15 protein-coding genes are annotated in these 16,762 nt (G+C 71.3%); 11 read left to right on the top strand and 4 right to left on the bottom strand.

The genetic code is table 11. The features are described from left to right. Positions 1–186: 186 nt before the first annotated feature. Together KOI47_RS21005 and KOI47_RS21000 are read left to right on the top strand one after the other, a co-directional pair. Complete coding sequence (locus KOI47_RS21005; RefSeq protein ID WP_232376144.1) at positions 187–1,320, top strand: DUF1972 domain-containing protein; 1,134 nt, start codon at positions 187–189, stop codon at positions 1,318–1,320. A 43-nt stretch (positions 1,321–1,363) separates the two neighbouring features. Further along, complete coding sequence (locus tag KOI47_RS21000; protein ID WP_216206179.1) at positions 1,364–3,019, top strand: hypothetical protein; 1,656 nt, start codon at positions 1,364–1,366, stop codon at positions 3,017–3,019. 8 nt (positions 3,020–3,027) lie between these two features. On the opposite strand, the gene KOI47_RS20995 is transcribed toward KOI47_RS21000, so the two are convergent. Next, on the bottom strand, positions 3,028–3,444 hold the full coding sequence (locus KOI47_RS20995; RefSeq protein WP_216206176.1) for an adenylyltransferase/cytidyltransferase family protein: 417 nt from the start codon (positions 3,442–3,444) through the stop codon (positions 3,028–3,030). Further along, positions 3,441–4,208 carry a CDP-alcohol phosphatidyltransferase family protein gene (locus KOI47_RS20990; RefSeq protein WP_216206172.1) on the bottom strand — a complete coding sequence of 256 codons (768 nt, stop codon included), beginning with the start codon at positions 4,206–4,208 and terminating at the stop codon, positions 3,441–3,443. Before KOI47_RS20990 ends, KOI47_RS20995 begins: the two co-directional genes overlap by 4 nt. A gap of 270 nt (positions 4,209–4,478) precedes the next feature. Here KOI47_RS20990 and KOI47_RS20985 point away from each other — a divergent pair, with 270 nt between their 5' ends. The 4 genes from KOI47_RS20985 (at position 4,479) to KOI47_RS20970 (ending at position 10,069) form a co-directional block, all read left to right on the top strand. After that, positions 4,479–5,993, top strand: a complete 1,515-nt coding sequence (locus KOI47_RS20985; protein WP_216206170.1) for a cellulose synthase operon protein YhjQ/BcsQ — start codon at positions 4,479–4,481, stop codon at positions 5,991–5,993. A 16-nt stretch (positions 5,994–6,009) separates the two neighbouring features. Further along, entirely contained in the window at positions 6,010–7,299 is a 1,290-nt protein-coding gene (locus tag KOI47_RS20980; RefSeq protein ID WP_232376143.1) for an MATE family efflux transporter, read from the top strand. A gap of 103 nt (positions 7,300–7,402) precedes the next feature. Next, complete coding sequence (gene thrS / locus KOI47_RS20975) at positions 7,403–9,442, top strand: threonine--tRNA ligase (protein ID WP_216206168.1); 2,040 nt, start codon at positions 7,403–7,405, stop codon at positions 9,440–9,442. Positions 9,443–9,505: 63 nt separating this feature from the next. Then, positions 9,506–10,069 (top strand): HIT family protein, encoded by a 564-nt coding sequence (locus KOI47_RS20970; protein ID WP_216217438.1) that lies wholly within the window; start codon positions 9,506–9,508, stop codon positions 10,067–10,069. Between the two features lie 40 nt (positions 10,070–10,109). Here KOI47_RS20970 and KOI47_RS20965 read toward each other — a convergent pair whose 3' ends face one another. After that, positions 10,110–10,658: a YceI family protein gene (locus KOI47_RS20965; RefSeq protein WP_216206166.1), complete on the bottom strand. Its 549-nt coding sequence runs from the start codon at positions 10,656–10,658 to the stop codon at positions 10,110–10,112. Positions 10,659–10,786: 128 nt separating this feature from the next. On the opposite strand from KOI47_RS20965, the gene KOI47_RS20960 reads away from it, so the two are divergent. The 5 genes from KOI47_RS20960 to KOI47_RS20940 all read left to right on the top strand — a co-directional run bounded on the left by KOI47_RS20960 (position 10,787) and on the right by KOI47_RS20940 (position 14,701). Next, positions 10,787–11,299: a MarR family winged helix-turn-helix transcriptional regulator gene (locus KOI47_RS20960; RefSeq protein ID WP_216206161.1), complete on the top strand. Its 513-nt coding sequence runs from the start codon at positions 10,787–10,789 to the stop codon at positions 11,297–11,299. A 153-nt stretch (positions 11,300–11,452) separates the two neighbouring features. Next, positions 11,453–12,064, top strand: coding sequence for a phosphatidylinositol phosphate synthase (pgsA, locus tag KOI47_RS20955; protein ID WP_216206158.1), 612 nt, complete (start codon positions 11,453–11,455; stop codon positions 12,062–12,064). Then, the gene (locus tag KOI47_RS20950) at positions 12,061–12,978 is read left to right on the top strand and encodes a phosphatidylinositol mannoside acyltransferase (protein ID WP_216206156.1); all 918 of its coding nucleotides are present in this window, start codon (positions 12,061–12,063) and stop codon (positions 12,976–12,978) included. The genes pgsA and KOI47_RS20950 overlap by 4 nt, the downstream gene beginning before the upstream one ends. Positions 12,979–12,980: 2 nt before the next feature. Continuing rightward, complete coding sequence (locus tag KOI47_RS20945; RefSeq protein ID WP_216206153.1) at positions 12,981–14,129, top strand: glycosyltransferase family 4 protein; 1,149 nt, start codon at positions 12,981–12,983, stop codon at positions 14,127–14,129. Further along, positions 14,126–14,701: an NUDIX hydrolase gene (locus tag KOI47_RS20940; protein ID WP_232376142.1), complete on the top strand. Its 576-nt coding sequence runs from the start codon at positions 14,126–14,128 to the stop codon at positions 14,699–14,701. Before KOI47_RS20945 ends, KOI47_RS20940 begins: the two co-directional genes overlap by 4 nt. Here the strand turns inward: KOI47_RS20940 and KOI47_RS20935 are convergent. After that, complete coding sequence (locus tag KOI47_RS20935) at positions 14,634–16,760, bottom strand: elongation factor G-like protein EF-G2 (protein ID WP_216206148.1); 2,127 nt, start codon at positions 16,758–16,760, stop codon at positions 14,634–14,636. The genes KOI47_RS20940 and KOI47_RS20935 overlap by 68 nt on opposite strands. Between the last annotated feature and the right edge of the window lie 2 nt (positions 16,761–16,762).

Genomic DNA, 16,762 nt, shown 5'->3' with positions numbered 1-16,762 from the left:
GCCCGCGGTGAGTGGAAGAACGCGCGCGGCGGAGCCCACGAGCAGTGAGGCGGGGCGTCTTGCCTGCGGACCGGACGAACACGATCCGGTCCGAGCCCCGCCGAGCCGGTCGTGTCGCGCGTTTGGGAACGGGCGCTGAGGGCGCGGATTCTGTGGGACGTCGATCGGTGAGGGATGCGGATTTCGATGATCGGCACGCGCGGCGTGCCGGCGCGGTACGGCGGGTTCGAGACATGTGTGGAGGAGGTGGGCCGCAGGCTCGCCGAACGGGGTCACGAGGTCACCGTCTACTGCCGATCGCACACCGAGGGTGACGCCGTCGCCGAGTACCGGGGGATGCGCCTGGTCCGGTTGCCCGCGCTGCGCCGGAAGACCCTGGAGACGCTGAGCCACACCGCGCTGTCGATGGTGCACGCGGTCAGTGAGCGGCCGGATGTCGCGTTTGTCTTCAATGCGGCGAATGCGCCGTTGCTGCCGATGTTGCGATCCAGCCGCGTTCCGGTCGTGACCCATGTGGACGGTCTGGAGTGGAAGCGTGCCAAGTGGAACGGTGCGGGAAAACACTACTACCGGGCCGCCGAGACCCTCGCTGTGCGCTGGTCGGACGCGCTGATCGCGGACGCGCGTGGCATCCAGGACTACTACCGGGAACGGTTCGGAGTGGACACCGAGTACATCGCCTACGGCGCGCCGGTGCTCGGGGAGGTCGGCTCCGACCGGGTCACCGAACTCGGGCTGCGGCCACACCGCTACCACCTGGTGGTCTCCCGGTTCGAACCGGAGAACCATGTCGACCTCGCGGTCGAGGGCTACCTGCGCAGCGCGGCCGGGTACCCGCTGGTGGTGGTCGGCGCGGCGCCCTACGCGGACGAGTACACCGCGCGGATCCGGCGGATGGCCGCGGCCCACGACGTCCGGCTGCTCGGCGCGATCTGGGACCAGCACCAGCTGGACCAGCTCTACGGCAACGCGCTGACCTATGTGCACGGGCACTCGGTCGGCGGCACCAACCCCTCGCTGCTGCGCGCGATGGGCGCGGCGGCCGCCACCTCCGCCTTCGACGTCGGCTTCAACCGCGAGGTGCTTGGCGAGTTCGGCCGGTACTTCCGCGACCCCGCCGGGCTCGCCGGGCTGTACGAGGAGGCCGAGAACCAGCCGGCGGCGACGATCCTGCGAGGCAGGGCACAGCTCGACTCGCTGGGCCGGTACCGGTGGGAGGATGTCGCGGCCAGGTACGAGGAACTCGCGTTCCGCCTCGGGTACGGCCCAGGCGGCCGCGCCCGCAGCAGGAGCCCCGCCCTGTTCCGCAGCCGGGCCTGACCCGGAACCCGCCCCACCCGGTCCCCACCGAGAGAAGGATCCGATGTCCCGCGTCCGACGACTGGTAGCTGCCTGCGCCGCCGCACTGGTGGTCCTCCCGCTGGCCACCGCCCTGCCCGCCGCCGCCGTGCCGGCCCTGCCCACCCCGGTCACCGCGGGCGCGATGCCGGCCCCGCAGACCGACGGAATTGTGCTGGCCGTGGCCATCGTGGGCGACACGGTGTACGTGGGCGGCAAGTTCAGCACCGCCCGCCCCGCGGGTGCCGCCCCCGGCGGGCCGGGCGAGGTGGCCCGGCACAACCTGCTGGCCTTCGACCTGCACACCGGCGAGCTGCTGCCGTGGGCGCCGCAGGTCAGCGGCAGCACCTTCACCTCAGGCACCGACCCGGGGCCGTACTGCAAGAACACCGGCCCCGCGCAGTACGTCTGCGACACCGTGTTCGGGATCGAGGCCGCACCGGACGGCGGTACGGTCTACGTCGGCGGGGACTTCGACAAGATCGAGGGCCGGTGGCGCTCCCGCATCGCCGCCTTCGACACCGCCACCCGCGAGCTGGACCAGGACTTCCGGCCCACCATGCACGGCCGGGTGCGGGACATCTCGGTGACCGCCGACACGGTGTACGCGGGTGGCGGGTTCAGGAAGGTCAACGGCGTGGACCGGGGCAGGCTGGCCGCGCTCGGCCTGGACGGAACCTTGCTGCCCTGGGCGCCATCGGCTGACCGGGAGGTCTACGCCGTGCTCGCCGCCCCGCAGCAGGGCCGGGTGCTCATCGGCGGGGCCTTCGACCACGTCAACGGCGTGCGCAGGGACTCGATGATGGCCGTGGACGCCAGCAGCGGCGCGAACGTCCCGTGGCAGGCCAGGGTTCCGCACGGGGGTGAGGTGGTCACCGACATCGTCACCGACGGCAGCGGCACCGCCTACCTCAGCGCCTACTCCTGGGGCACCACGAACGCCCGGTTCGAGGGGCGGGCCGCGATCGGCATCGCCGACGGCGTCGCCCGCTGGTGGGACGGCTGCTACGGGGACACCCAGGCGCTGGCCGTCAGCGAGGGTGTGCTGTACTCCGCGACGCATGCGCACGACTGCTCGGCCATCGATGCCATCCCGGAGAACGGCAGTCCCTTCCGCTACTTCCGGCTGACCGCCGGGACCACCGAGGCGGTCGGCACCGCTACCGAGGACGTGAACCACGTACGGCGCGGGGACCCGATTCCGGAACTGCTGCCCTGGTTCCCGCATACCGACGGCGGACCGGCGGACAGCCCGTGGCGCAACGGCACCTGGGCCATCGACGCCGGCAACGGGTACGTCGTGGTCGGTGGGGAGTTCACCGAGGTCAACGGGGTCGCGCAGCAGGGGCTGACCCGGTTCGCCGCGCGCGGGGTGCCCGGGGCGGTGCACAAGGGCCCGCAGGTCCCGTTCCGTGCCCCGGAGATCACCGCGGACCCGGCGACCGGCAAGCCCCGGATCAGCTGGACCACCACCTGGGACGGGCAGAATTCGGAGATCCGCTACGAGGTCGTCCGGATCGGAACGAGCGAGCCGGTGCACACGGTGACCCAGCGGTCCCGGCCATGGGATCTGCCGCGGCTGAGCTACCTGGACTCCGCCCACGATTCCGGCACCTACTACATCCGGGCGATCGACGCCGACGGGGAGCGCATCGGCTCCCCGCAGACCACCTTCCCGTAGCCAGCAGGTCAGGAGGGGACGGAGATCAGCTTGCGGAGGGCGGTGCTGGAGGTGTGCATGGTGTAGGGGAAGTAGACGACGCGGGCGCCGACCTCGCCCAGCGCGGCCTCCAGCCGCTCCGCCCGTTCGGTGCCGCGCCAGTCATCCCCCTTGAAGAGCACGTCGAACCCGATGTGCAACCAGGAGTCGAACTTGTCCAGGTGCAGGTCCGGAACCGCCTCGTGCACGAAGCGCACGCTGCGGACGATCTCGAGGCGCTCATCGAACGGGATGATCGGGAGTTTCCCCTTCGCCTTGAGCACCACCTCGTCGGAGACCACCCCGGCGACCAGGCGGTCGCACTCCTGGCTGGCCCGGCGCAGGATGTTGAGGTGCCCGATATGGAACATGTCGTAGGCGCCGGGGGCATAGCCGACCACTGTCACCCGTTATCCGTCCCCTCTGCCGTCCGCCCCGCGGTGTCCAGCCTCGCCATGTCCAGGAACCACTTGCGCAAGGCCGCGACCAGGAAGGCGGTGTTGGCCAGAAATAGCAAACAGTAGACCACCGTGAATATATCGCGGAAACCGAGTACCAGGAATGCCAGGCACAACACACCGTAGTCCGTCGGAACAACAAGGACCGACCGGATGGTCGATGGCGTTCCGGAGGCGGCCCGTGGTACTCCCTTCACCCTGCGCAACTGGTCGTTCAGCGTCATTCCGAAAAACAGGACGACGGCGACGACCTGAAAACCCAACGGAACCAGCAGGTAGCTTTCCGGAAGCTCGAAGAAACGGTACCAGGCAAGCAGTACCGCCAAATGCAGCGCCGAGATTTTCGCGGCGTCCACGATGTGGTCCAGCCACTCGCCGGAGGCGCTGCCGCCGCCGCGCAACCGGGCAAGCTGCCCGTCCGCCGCGTCCAGGGCGTAGCCGAGCACGAGGGCGGCACAGACCAGTAATCCGCTGGTCACGGACGGTTCGACCAGGGCGATCCCGGCGATCCCCGCGAAGGTGAACGCCGCGCTGACCGCCGTCACGGCATTGGGTGTCAGCCCGAGCTGGTAGGCAGCGGCGGCGAGAACACCACCCGCCCTGCGGTTGACGAAGCGGGAGTACGCCGGGGCGCCCTGAGCGCTCTTCTGCGCCGACGGCAGCCGCCGCAGGGTCGCGGCGAAACCGGACTTACCGGTCGGCGGACCACTCATTCGGCGCCCGTCATTCGTACGGGCGCCGGTGGTAACCCGGATGACTCCGGCAATGCGACTCTCGGTGGCATACTCACAGTTGGCTACGGCGGGGTAAGGGGTGTTTAGCGATGCCCCCGAATATATCAGCACTTTACCGGGTGTTCGGCTGCGATTCGGTCACGCCGGATGCCGAGCGGGGGTGTTCCACTAACCGTTGTATGCTCCCCGGGCCATCCCTGCTGGTACGTTAGGTTTTCACTCTCGGTTCAAGGATCGGACACGCTACGCATGGACGCCCAGCCGTCGCCGAAGATCCTCGACGCCCTCTGGCGATACCGCTGGAGCTCGCTCGGCATCGTGGCGCTGGTCCTCCTTGTCAGTGTCGGCGTGGCCTTCCTCCTCGGCGACCGCAGCACCGCCCAGGCCAGGATCGTGCTGAAGACCCCGGACAAGGTCGGCCTGGTGGGGGTGGAGCCGGGCAGCGAGTCGGCCTTCGTCCGGTACGTCAACCAGCGCGCGCTGTTCGTGGTGTCCGACCGGGTGCTCAGCGCGGCGGCGGAGAGCCGGGGCAACGCGGAGTCGGTGCAGACGCTGCGCGAGCAGGTCACCGCGGAGGCCTCGGCGAACGGCGAGTCGATCATCGTGCGGGTGGACACCGGTGACTACGCGGACTCGGCGGCCATCGCGGACGCGGTCGCCGGTGCCTACCAGCGCGAGTCCCTCGCCGATGTGCAGGCGGCCGCGCGCAAGATGCTGGACACGCTGGCCGCGCGGCGGGAGGCGATCGTCGCCTCCCTGCCCGACGGCACGGCCACCGAGCGCTCATCGGACCCGAACACCTCGGCGGCAGGCCAGTCGCTCAGCGAACTGGACAAGCAGGTCACCGAGGTCCGGGTCGCCGCAGAACAGTTCGGGGACGGTGTCTCCTTCGTGGACAAGGCGGTCGCCGACCCCGATGGCGGCTCGCTGCCGCGGGACGCCGCCATCGGCCTGGTGTTCGGGCTGCTGCTCGCGGCCACGGTGGCCTGGGTGCGGGCCGACCGGGACCGGCGGGTCCGGGACGCCGACGACCTCGCCGGGGTGGTCGAGGAGCCGGTGCTGGCCGAGGTGGAGACCCTGACCGGCGCGGAGCTGGCGGCACTGTCCGAGGTGGGCAGCCCGCCGCTGTGGCCGTACCAGTTCGCCGCCTCCGGGCTGCGTACCACGGTGGACCGCGGGGTCGTGGTGGTCACCGGTGCCGGGCAGGGCGACGGCAGCACCACCGCCATCCTGCAGATGGCCACCGCGGCCGCGCGCAGCGGATCCCGGGTACTGGTGGTGGACGCCGCGGTCCGCTCACACGGCCTCTCCGACCTGCTCGGCCTGCGCTACGAGCGGTTCGGACTCACCGCGATCGCCGTCGGGGCCAGCAGGCTGGACGACTGCACCCGGGTGATCGACCTCGGTGACCACGTCTGCCTGTGGGTGGTAGCCGCCGGGCAGTACGAGGAGACCACCCTGGACCATTTCCGGGCGACCCTGCTGCGCACGGCGGTCTCCGGGATGCGCGGCGGCTACGACCTGGTGCTGATCGACGCGCCCTCGCCGGGGATCGCGCCCGAGGTGACCCCACTGGTACGCGAGTCCGACGGAGTCGTGGTGGTGGTCGCCAGGGACCGGCACACCCGTGCGCTGCGCAAGCTGCGCGATCAGATCACCCTGCTCGGTGGCACCATCAACGGGTACCTGTTCACCTTTGCCCGGCCTCGTACCGACACCCCGCGGCGCAAGGTGTTCGGCGGGCCCGGCAGGCGCTACCCCTGAGCGGACCATGGCGACCATGGCCTCTCCGCGGGACCGGCAGGGCCGGATGCGTAGCTTGCTCGGCAAGGCGGGCGCGCCCGTGCTCAGCCAGGGCATCACCGCGGGCACCAGCCTGCTGCTGCAGGTGGTCGCGGCCAGGGCACTCGGTATCGCGGAGTTCGGTGCCTTCGCGCTGTTCCTCGCGTTGCTGGTGAGCGCCTCGGCGCTGTACACCGGGTTCGTCGGGGACGGCCTGGCGGTACTGAACCGGCGCGAGCCGCGGACCCGCGCCGCGCTGGCTGGCAGCGCCGCGGTCGGGCTGACCGCGGCCTGCGCGATCGGGGTGGGTGCGGCACTGGTCATCCGGCACGGCGAACCGGTCACCGCTTTGCTGTATGCCGGGATGCTGGTGCTCTGGCTGGTCGAGGAGACGATCCGCAGGCTGCTGATGGCCCGGCTGGAGTTCTGGAAGCTGGTCGGTAACGACCTCGCCTACCTGTTCGGCACCGCGCTCGCCCTTGGCGCGTGGGCGGCCACCGCGGGCGCGGTGACCCTGCCGATGCTGTTCGCCGCGATGGCGGTCGGGGCGGTGACCGCCATCGCGGCCGGGATCGGGCAGCTGCCCCGCGCCGAGCTGCGCGGGCTGGCACCGGGCTGGTCCGGATTGCGCGGCGTGCTGTCCTTCGCGGGCTGGCGGGCGGTACAGGCCACCCTGCGCCCGGCCGCGCTGCTGGCGGCGAGGGTGCTGGTGGCGAACCTGCTCTCGGTGACAGCCGTCGGCGTGCTGGAGGCTGGCAGGCTGGTGGTGGCCCCGTTGCAGGTGGTGATCAACGGGGCGGGCAGCTTCCTGCTCTCCGGCTTCGCCGCGGGGGCGCGGGCCGGCGGGGTGGACGGCGGGAAGGTCGCCGCCAGGGCCGCCATCGTGCTGACCGGGGTCACGGTCGCGGGTGGGCTGGCCACCGCGGCCTTCGCCGGGCCACTGGGCGGGTTGCTGACCGGGATCGCGGTGTCCCCGTGGCTGGTACTCGGCTGGGTGGCCTACCTCGCCGTGTGGGCGGCGGGGCTGCCCTACGTCACCGAGGTGGTCAGCAGGAAACGTTCCCGGGCGGTGTTCCTGACCCGGCTGGTCGACTCGGTACTCGGCCTGGTGCTGGCCGGTGCCGCCGTTGCGCTCGGCGCATCCCTGGCGGCCGTACCCTGGCTGATGGCCGCCGGCGGCCTGTACTCGGTGCTGCGGCTGCGCGCGCTGGCCGTGGCCACCCGGCGGTCGGACCCGGTGACGCCGCGCCAGGACCCGGAGGCCACCATCCAGTTCCCGCCGGTGTGAGCCGGGGCAGGCCACCTCGTCCTTGGCGGGGGCGAGCCCGGCCGGGGCGGGCGGCTAGCATCACACTGTCCACTCGTCGATCGCGTACCCGAAGGAGCCCACCGTGTCTCAGCCGTTGTCACCCGCAGCCGAACCCACCCCGCGTGTGGTGGTGCCGGCCGGGACTACGGCGGGTACGGCGATCCGCGAGGCCGGGCTGCCCGGCAAGGGCGCGGAGGCGGTGGTCGTGGTGCGCGACGCCGATGGCAACCTGCGCGACCTGGCCTGGAGCCCGGAACGGGACGCCGAGGTCGAGCCGGTGGCCGCGAACACCGAGGACGGCCGCAGCGTGATCCGGCACTCCGCAGCGCATGTGCTGGCGCAGGCGGTACAGGAGCGGTTCCCCGGCGCCAAGCTCGGCATCGGCCCGCCGGTGCGGGACGGCTTCTACTACGACTTCGCGGTGGACGCGCCGTTCACCCCGGAGGACCTGCGGGCACTCGAGCAGCGGATGAAGCAGATCATCAAGGGCTCCCAGCGGTTCTCCCGCCGGGTGGTGGAGTCGGTCGAGGCGGCTCGCCGGGAGCTGGCCGAGGAGCCGTTCAAGCTCGAGCTGGTGGACCTGAAGTCCGATACGGACACAGTGGACACCTCCGAGGTGATGGAGGTCGGCGGCGGCGAACTGACCATCTACGACAACCTGGACCCGCGAACGGGGGAGCGGGTGTGGGGCGACCTGTGCCGGGGTCCGCACGTGCCGACCACCAAGCACATCCCGGCCTTCAAGCTCACCAGGGTGGCCGCCGCGTACTGGCGGGGTGACGACAGCAACCCGCAGTTGCAGCGGATCTACGGCACCGCGTGGGAGTCCGCCGAGGCGCAGGACGCCTACCTGGAGATGCTGGCCGAGGCCGAGCGGCGCGACCACCGCAGGGTCGGCGCCGAGCTGGACCTGTTCTCCTTCCCTGAGGAGATCGGTTCCGGGCTGCCGGTGTTCCACCCCAAGGGCGGCATCATCCGCAGGGAGCTGGAGAACTACTCGCGCAGCCGGCACGAGGAGGCCGGTTACGAGTTCGTGAACACCCCGCACATCACCAAGGGTGGGCTGTTCCACACCTCCGGCCACCTGCCCTACTACGCGGACACCATGTTCCCGCCGCTGTCGCTGGATAACGAGGACTACTACCTCAAGGCGATGAACTGCCCGATGCACCACCTGATCTTCCGGTCACGCGGGCGGTCCTACCGGGAGCTTCCGCTGCGGCTGTTCGAGTTCGGCACGGTGTACCGGTACGAGAAGTCCGGCGTGGTGCACGGCCTGACCCGGGTGCGCGGGCTGACCATGGACGACTCGCATATCTACTGCACCAAGGAGCAGATGCCGGGCGAGCTGCGATCGCTGCTGCGCTTCGTGCTGGACCTGCTTGCCGACTACGGGCTCTCCGACTTCTACCTCGAGCTGTCCACCCGCGGTGACACGGCGAAGTTCATCGGCGAGGACCGGGAGTGGGAGGAGGCGACCGAGACCCTGCGGGCCGCGGCCGAGGAGTCCGGGCTCGAGCTCGTCCCCGACCCGGGTGGCGCCGCCTACTACGGGCCGAAGATCTCGGTGCAGGCGCGGGACGCGATCGGGCGCACCTGGCAGATGTCGACCATCCAGCTGGACTTCAACCACCCGCGGCGGTTCGAGTTGGAGTACACCGCTTCGGACGGCTCCCGGCAGATGCCGGTGGTGATCCACCGGGCGCTGTTCGGCTCGATCGAGCGGTTCTTCGGCGTGCTGACCGAGCACTACGCCGGCGCCTTCCCTGCCTGGCTGTCCCCGGTGCAGGTGGTCGGCATCCCGATCGCCGAGGACCACGCGGAGCACCTGCGCGGGGTGGAGAAGGCGTTGCGTGCCAAGGGCGTGCGGGTGGAGGTCGACGCCGGGGACGACCGGATGCAGAAGAAGATCCGCACGCACACCACGCAGAAGGTGCCCTTCCTGCTGCTGGCGGGTGGCAAGGACGTCGAGGCGGGTGCGGTCTCCTTCCGCTTCCGGGACGGCAGCCAGATCAACGGGGTGGCGGTGCCCACCGCCGTCGAGGCCATCACCGACTGGATCGCCCGCAAGGAGAACGCATCCCCGACCGCGGAGGCGCTGGAGGAGCTCGTTGCCCGCTGACGGCCTGCGAAGGTGACGATTGTGACGGAGTCCGAGCCCGGCCGAGCCGATCGTGCCGCGCGTTTGGGAACAGGCGCTGATACCCCGCCGGAGTACGTCGGGCAGGACGGTGTCGGGGTCCCGGACGCCCTGCAACGGCTGTGGACCCCGCATCGGCTGGCCTATATCCAGGGCGAGAACAAGCCGGAGGGGGATGAGCCGCAGGGCTGCCCGTTCTGTCGGCTGGTCGGGATGGACGACGCCGAGGCGCTGATCCTGGCGCGCGGCAGCACGGTGTACGCGGTGCTGAACCTGTACCCGTACAACCCGGGGCACCTGATGGTGGTGCCGTACCGGCATGTCGCCGACTACACCGAGCTGACCACGGAGGAGACCGCCGAGGTCGCCGAGTTCACCCAGCGCGCGATGACCGTGATCCGCGAGGTGTCCGCCGCGCACGGCTTCAACATCGGGATGAACCAGGGAGTCATCGCCGGGGCGGGTATCGCCGCCCACCTGCATCAGCACGTGGTGCCGAGGTGGGGCGGCGATTCCAACTTCATGCCGGTGGTGGGGCACACCAAGGTGCTGCCCCAGCTGCTCGACCAGACCCGGACCCTGTTGTCCGAGGCCTGGTCGAGTTCCTGAACCCCGGCACCACCCCGGTACTGGCCCCGCGTGCGCAGCTTCAGGACTGGAGCGCGGCCTCGATCTCCAGGTTGATCTTGACCTTCTCGCCGAGGAAGCTGTTGCCCTCCGGGCCGATCCCGAAGTCCCGCCGGTTCACCGTGGCCTCGGCCGAGACGCCGATGGTGGTGGCGTTGTCGTTGGCAGGGTTGGCGCCGATCCCGTTCAGCTCGGCCTGCAGGGACACCGGCTTGGTCACCCCGCGCCAGGTCAGCTCGCCGTCGATCACGTAGTCCTCGCCGTCGGCGCGGATACCGGTGGAGCGGAAGGTGATGGTGGGGTGGTTGGCCACATCGAAGTACTCTTCGGTACGCAGGTGGTCGTCGCGCATGGCGGTGCCGGTGGAGATGGAGTTCGCGTCGATCTCGGCGGTCACCGAGGAGTCCAGGATGTTCTCCGCGGTGACGATCTGCCCGCCGAACGCGGTGAAGTTGCCGCGCGACTTGGCCAGCCCCAGGTGCTTCACGCTGTAGCTGACCTCGGAGTGCGCCGGGTCGATGGTCCAGGTGCCCGCGACGTAGCCGGGAATCTCGGTGGTGGGTGCGCTCATGGTGTCGCTCCTTCGAACGGTACGGGTACCTCGCGTGTCGCGAGCTACTTGGTTGAGCCCTCAATCAGCTCTCGATGAGAGCGTAACGCAAGTTAGTTGAGGGCTCAATCAGGGGTATGATGGACATCATGTCCGGAACACGGTGGCTCAGTGACCACGAGCAACAGGTGTGGCGTTCGTTCAACGCGGCCGTCAGCATGCTCAGAGGCCACCTCGAGGGACAGCTGCAGCGCGAGTCCGGGATGCCGCACACCTACTACGAGGTGCTGGTGGCATTGTCCGAGGCTCCAGGGCAGACCCTGCGGATGAGTGAACTGGCCGAAGCGTGTCATTCGTCACGCAGCAGGCTGTCGCACGCGGTGGCCCGGATGGAGGCCAGCGGCTGGATCAGCAGGCGGTCCTGCCCCACGGACAAGCGTGGCTCGCTGGCCTCGCTCACGGCGGAGGGTCTCGCGGCGCTGAAGGACGCCGCGCCGGGGCATGTCGAGGCCGTCCGGCAGAGCCTCTTCGACGTGCTGACCCCCGAGCAGGTGACCGTGCTCGGCGACATCAGCGCCGCGATCCGCGCCGGGCTGGGCCCGCAGTGCGCGGCCGCGCTGGCCGCCGAGGACGGCGACCCGCCGCCGGAGCAGGGGGACTAGGTCGGCGCGCCGCCCTGAACAGGGGGCGCACCGGCGGCGCGTGCCGGGCTCTCAGCAACCGGCCGATAGGCTGCTGCTCGCCCATTGACCACTGAGCCCAGATCCTTGAGCCATCGAAGCCCGAGCGGCCGGAGCCCGAGTTAGACACGCCTCATGCTCAATATTTTCGCGCGCGCCTCCATTTCCCGCGTCACCGATCCGATCGGTGTCGCACTGGTGCGTGCCGGCCTCACGCCGAACGTGATGACGGTGCTGGGCACGGCCGGGGCCGCCGTGTGCGCGCTGGTGTTCTTTCCGCAGGGCATGCTGCTGGCCGGGACCTTCACGGTCTGGGGCTTCGCCATGCTGGACCTGCTGGACGGGGCGATGGCGCGGGCACGGGGCAATGGCACCCCGTTCGGGGCCGTGCTCGACGCCACCTGCGACCGGCTGGTCGACGGCGCGCTGTTCGCCGCGATCGCGTGGTGGTGCCTTGCCGGCGCGGGCCCGGCACGGGCGGGTGCCGCCGCGTTGCTCTGCCTGGTGCTGGCCCAGGTGATCTCGTACGTGAAGGCACGGGCGGAGGCATCCGGGCTGTCGGCCGATGGGGGACTGATCGAGCGCGCCGAACGGTTGATCATCGCGCTGGTGGGCACCGGGCTGCAGGGGTTCGGGGTGCCGCACGCGGTGGAGGTCTCGCTCTGGTTGCTGGCGGCGCTGTCCGTGGTGACGCTGCTGCAGCGGATGATCGCCGTGGCGCAGGGGGCACGGGAGGCCAAGACGTGAGTGCACTCGGTGAACGGCTCGGCGGACTCGGCTACGCGGCGGGCTGGCGGCTGACCGGCATGCTGCCAGCCGGCATGACGGCCACCGCCTTCTCGCTCGGCGCCGACTTCGTGGCCCGCCGCGGTGGCGGCGCGGTGCGGCAGCTGCGGCGCAACCTCGGCCGGGTGGTGCCGCAGGCCGGTACCGCCGAACTCGACGAGCTGACCAGGCGTTCGATGCGTTCGTATGCCCGCTACTGGCAGGAGGTGTTCCGGCTGCCTTCCATGGACCTGGACCTGCTCCGGCACCAGGTGGCGCAGGGCACCAGCGGGGTGGAGAACCTGGACGCCGCGCTGGCGGAGGGCAACGGGGCGGTGCTCGCGCTGTCCCATTCCGGCAACTGGGATGCCTGCGGGGTCTGGCTGACCGGCCACTCCGGCGGCTTCACCACGGTCGTCGAGCGGCTCCGGCCGGAGTCGCTGTACCAGCGGTTCGTGGCGTACCGGGAGTCGCTCGGCTTCGAGGTGGTGCCCGCGGCGGGCGCGGCCGCGTCCTTCCGGATCCTGCTGCGGCGGCTGCGGGAGAACCGGGTGGTGTGCCTGCTCAGCGACCGCGACCTGACCACCTCCGGTATCCCGGTCACTTTCTTCGGCGAGCGGACCAGGATGCCGGGTGGTCCGGCGCGGCTGGCCGCGAGCACCGGCGCCGCGCTGCTGCCGGTCGGCTGCTGGTTCACCGAGCAGGGCTGGGGGCTGCGCATCCACCCGCGGATCAGGGTGAACGCGCGGGAGGAGGTCCCCGCCGCCACCCAGGCGCTGGCCGATGTGCTGGCCGGGGACATCGCCGCGCACCCCGCCGACTGGCATATGTTGCAGAAGTTCTGGGTAGCCGACCTGGAACGCCAGCAGCGCGTGGTCCTCGGCGAATCGGGCTAGGAATGAAGATCGGCATTGTGTGCCCTTACTCCCTCGACGTTCCCGGCGGGGTACAGGGGCACGTGGTGGATCTGGCCAAGGCCCTGCTGGCCCGCGGCCACCAGGTCTCGGTACTGGCTCCCGCGGACGAGGACGCGGAGCTGCCCGCGTTCGTGCACCCGGCAGGCCGTGCGCTGGGCATCCCGTACAACGGCTCGGTGGCCAGGCTGCAGTTCGGCCCGGTCTCCTACGCCAGGGTGCGCAGGTGGATCCGGGACAACGCCTTCGACGTGCTGCACCTGCACGAACCGGTGGCACCCAGCCTGTCCCTGCTGGCGCTGAAGGTGGCCGAGGGGCCGGTGGTGGCCACCTTCCACACCTCGACTCCGCGCTCGCGCACCCTGCTGGCCTTCCAGCCGGTGCTGCGGCCGCTGCTGGAGAAGGTGACCGCGCGGATCGCGGTGTCCGCGCTGGCGCGCCGGGTGCAGGTGGAACACCTCGGCGGGGATGCGGTGGAGATCCCGAACGGGGTGGACGTGGGCTGCTATGCCGGTGCCGCCCCGCTGGATGGCTACCCGCGCCAGGGCGGCACGGTCGGGTTCGTCGGCCGGTTCACCGAGCCCCGCAAGGGGATGGGGGTCCTGCTGGACGCCCTCCGCGAGCTGCGGCGGGACCGGCCGGGGCTCCGGCTGCTGGTGGTCGGCAGGGGCGAGGCCGAGGACCTGTACCGGCAGGCAGGCCCGGAGCTGTCCGGCCGGATCGAACTGCTCGGACAGGTCGACGACGAGACCAAGGCACGGGCCCTGCGCAGCGTGGACGTCTACTGCGCCCCCAACCTCGGCGGGGAGAGCTTCGGCATGATCCTTACCGAGGCCATGGCGGCGGGCACCCCGGTACTGGCCAGCGATCTCGACTCCTTCCGCAGGGTGCTGGACGACGGCGCGGCCGGGGTGCTGACCCCGGCCGGGGACGCCGCCGCACTGGCCGCGGCGCTGGGGCGGTTGCTGGACGATCCGGACCAGCGGCAGCGGCTCGCGCGGGCGGGCAGTGAGCGGGTCGCCATGTTCGACTGGGCCACGGTCGTCACCCAGGTGGTGCGGGTCTACGAGGCGGCCATCGCCGCGGATCCGCGCCGGGTCAGCGCCGCGCCGGTGGCGGAGGCGCGGCAATGACCCCGCTGCTCATCGCGCTGGCCGCGCTGGCAGCGGTGATCGTGCTCGGCGGGCTGTGGCTGCTGGCCACCGCCAACCGGCTGGACCGGCTGCATGTGCGCACCGACGCGGGCTGGGCCGCACTGGACGCCGCGCTGGCCCGCCGCGCCGTGGTGGCAAGGGCGGTGGCCGCGAGCGCGCTGCCGGAGCGGGAGGCCGCGCGGTTGCGGGCCGTGGCCGAGCGGGCCGAGGACGCGCCGCGCGCCGAAAGGGAGTTCGCCGAGAACGCGCTCACCAGGGCGCTGAGCGGGGTGGACCGGGCCACCCTTCCCGGTCCGCTCGCGGACGAGCTCACCGATGCCGAATCCCGCGTGGTGATCGCGCGCCGGGTGCACAACGACGCGGTCCGCGACACCCTGGCGCTGCGGCGCAGGCGCAAGGTGCGCTACTTCAAGCTGGCAGGCACCGCCGCGCGGCCGGAGTACTTCGAGATCGTCGAGCCCGAGTTGGTGGCGGGCACCGGCCCTACGGAGTCTGCTGAGCCGCTGCCAGCCCCTCCGGCATCGGGTCATACCGTGCGTGCCGACGACTGAAGTAGGCCGTTCCTGAGGTCAGGGAGCGCAGGTCCACGGCGTAGCGCAGCAGTTCGGTGCTGGGCACCTCGGCCTTGACCACCGTGCGCCCGCCGTCGTCGGCCTCGGTGCCGAGCACCCGGCCCCGGCGCGCGGACAGGTCACCGAGCACGGCGCCGAGGTAGTCGTCCGGCAGGTTCACCGCGACCTCGTCCAGTGGCTCCAGCAGGGTGATCCGTCCGTTGGCCGCCGCGTCCTTCAGCGCCATCGACCCGGCCGTCTGGAACGCGGCGTCGGAGGAGTCGACGCTGTGCGCCTTGCCGTCGACCAGGATCACCCGGATGTCCACCACCGGATGCCCGTCCACCAGCCCGCGTTCCAGCTGCGCGCGCACTCCCTTCTCCACGCTCGGGATGAACTGGGTGGGGACCGCGCCGCCGACCACCCGGCTGAGGAACTCGAATCCCGCGCCCCGCTCCAGCGGTTCCACCTCGATATCGCAGACGGCGTACTGGCCGTGCCCGCCGGACTGCTTGACGTGCTTGCCCTTGCCCTTGGCCGGCCCGGCGAAGGTGGCGCGCAGGCTGGTCCGCACCGGTTCCGTCTCCACCTCGGCCCCGCCGGCCCGCAGCCGGGACAGCACCACATCGGCATGCGCCTCGCCCATGCACCACAGCACCATCTGGCTGGTCTCCGCGTTGCGTTCCAGGCGCAGCGTCGGATCGCCTGCGACCAGCCGGGACAGGTTGCGCGCCAGGGCGTCCTCATCGCTGCGGGTCTTGGCCACCACGGCCACCGGCAGCAGCGGCTCCGGCATCGGCCACGGCCGCATCAGCAGCGGTTCCTCCGGGGCGGACACGGTATCCCCGGTCTCCGCGGAACCGATCTTGGTGAGCGCGCACAGGTCACCCGCCACGCAGTAGGGCACCTCGCGCAGGGTGGCGCCGAGCGGGGAGTACACATGCGCCACCCGCTCGTTGGCGTCGTGGTCCTCGTGCCCACGCTCGGCCAGCCCGTGCCCGGAGACATGCACCGGCCGCTCCGGGCGCAGGGTTCCGGAGAACACCCGGATCAGCGACACCCTGCCGACGTAGGAGTCCACGGCGGTACGCACGACCTCCGCGGCCAGCGGGCCGTCCGGATCGGCGCGCAGTGCCGCGTGCGGGGCGCCCTGCGGTGAGGTCACCTCGGGCAAGGTGTGCTCCAGCGGGGAGGGGAAGGCGCGTGCGATCCCGTCCAGGATCTCGGCCAGGCCCACGCCAGTGGTGGCGCACACCGGGATCACCGGGTGGAAGGACCCCCTGGCGACCGCGGTCTCCAGGTCGGCGATCAGCGTGTCCTCGGCGATCTCCTCGCCCGCGAGGTAGCGATCCATCAGGGTCTCGTCCTCGCTCTCGGCGATGATGCCCTCGATCAGCTCGTTGCGGGCATCGGACAGCCGCTCCAGGTCCGCGGGCTCGGGCTCGCCCACTCGCGGCGGGTACCCCTCGGCGTAGTCGAAGTACCGCTGGGTGATCAGGCCGATCAGGCCCGGCCTGCCGCCGGCCGGGAGGTACAGCGGCAGCACCCCGGGGCCGAAAGCCTGCTGGCAGGCGGCGAGCTCGGCGTCCACATCGGCGCGCTGGTGGTCCAGGCGGGCGATCACCACGGCGCGGGGCATGCCGACCGCGGCGCACTCCTGCCACAGCGCCACGGTGGCCGGGTCGACTCCCTCGGCGGCGCAGACCACGAACAGGGCCGCGTCGGCCGCGCGCAGCCCGGCCCGCAGTTCCCCGACGAAGTCCGCGTAACCGGGGGTGTCGATCAGGTTGATCTTCACATCGCCGTGCCGCAGCGGTGCGACGGCCAGCCCGACCGAGCGCTGCTGCCGGACGGCGGCGGGGTCGTGGTCGCATACCGTGGTGCCGTCCACCACCGAGCCCGCCCTGCTCACGGCGCCCGCGGCGGCCAGCAGCGCCTCGGTCAGCGTGGTCTTGCCCGAACCGGATGGCCCGACCAGGACCACATTGCGCACATCGCGCGGGTCGGCTACAGCGACCGCGGCTCCGGCATCCCCGTTCCTGCCCTGCCTCTCAGCCATGA

This window comes from Amycolatopsis aidingensis, from assembly GCF_018885265.1.
Lineage (GTDB): Bacteria > Actinomycetota > Actinomycetes > Mycobacteriales > Pseudonocardiaceae > Amycolatopsis > Amycolatopsis aidingensis.
Note: the sequence above shows the minus strand (reverse complement) of the source record. Positions and strands in the feature narration are given on the sequence as shown.